The sequence below is a fragment of the Microbacterium sp. Bi128 genome (assembly GCF_918698205.1).
Window position 1 is genome coordinate 1 of the sequence record NZ_CAKKMM010001588.1, and the last position, 1,109, is coordinate 1,109.

Genomic DNA, 1,109 nt, shown 5'->3' on the forward strand with positions numbered 1-1,109 from the left:
CTTTGGCCCGTCCCGCATCCTGGTCCTGGGGCCCGACTCTGCCCTCGGGCCTATGATCGCCGCGACGGTCCTGCCCCTTGTCGCGTCCGACGGCGACCCGCAGAAGGCGATCGCGCTCGCGTCGATGCTTGCCCTCATGGTCGGCGCCATCATGGTCTTGGCGTCCGTGGCCAAGCTCGGCTTCATCGCCGACCTCATCTCCAAGCCGACGATGATCGGCTACATGAATGGTCTCGCGATCACCATCCTGGTGGGCCAGCTCCCGAAGCTCTTCGGGTTCAAGATCGAAAGCGAAAACTTCATTGGCGACCTGGTCGGATTCGTCGAGGGCGTGGCCAATGGCGAGACAGTGGTCGCCGCGGCGGCGGTCGGCATCGGCGGGATTGTGCTGATACTGGTTCTGCAGCGGTGGCTGCCCAAGGTCCCGGCGGTACTCGTCATGGTGGTCGCCGCGATCGCGGCCACGGCGGTCTTCGATCTGGCCGCAAAGGGCGTCTCGCTGGTCGGGGAACTCCCGCGGGGATTCCCGCCGTTCACCATTCCCCAGGTGGACTTCGCGGACCTCGGGCTGATGTTCGCCGGGGCCCTCGGTATTGCGCTGGTGTCCTTGACGGACACGATCTCGACGTCGACGGCGTTCGCCGCACGCACCGGGCAGGAAATCCGCGGCAACCAGGAGATGATCGGGATCGGTGCCGCGAACCTGGCCGCGGGCCTCTTCCAGGGCTTCCCGGTCAGCACCAGCGGATCCCGGACCGCCGTCGCCGAACGTTCCGGCTCGAAGTCGCAGCTCACGGGCGTGACGGGCGCCGTGCTGATTCTCCTCATGCTGGTGTTTTTGCCGGGGCTGTTCCGGAACCTGCCACAGCCGGCACTGGCGGCCGTGGTGATGACGGCGTCGATCTCCCTCGCCGACATTCCCGGAACGGTTCGGCTCTGGCACCAGAGGCGCACCGAGTTCTACCTGTGCATGGCCGCCTTCCTTGGGGTCGCGTTCCTGGGCGTCCTGCCCGGCATCGGCATTGCGGTGGGGCTGTCCATCCTGAACATCTTCCGCCGGGCGTGGTGGCCGTACGAGACCGTGATCGGGCGGGTGCCCGGCTATGAGG

General features: G+C 67.0%; 1 protein-coding gene. It reads left to right on the top strand.

Annotated elements, in window-relative coordinates:
• Positions 1 to 52: 52 nt before the first annotated feature.
• On the top strand, positions 53 to 1,109 hold a 1,057-nt coding region (locus LQV45_RS34745; RefSeq protein ID WP_253074606.1), incomplete at its 3' end, for a SulP family inorganic anion transporter.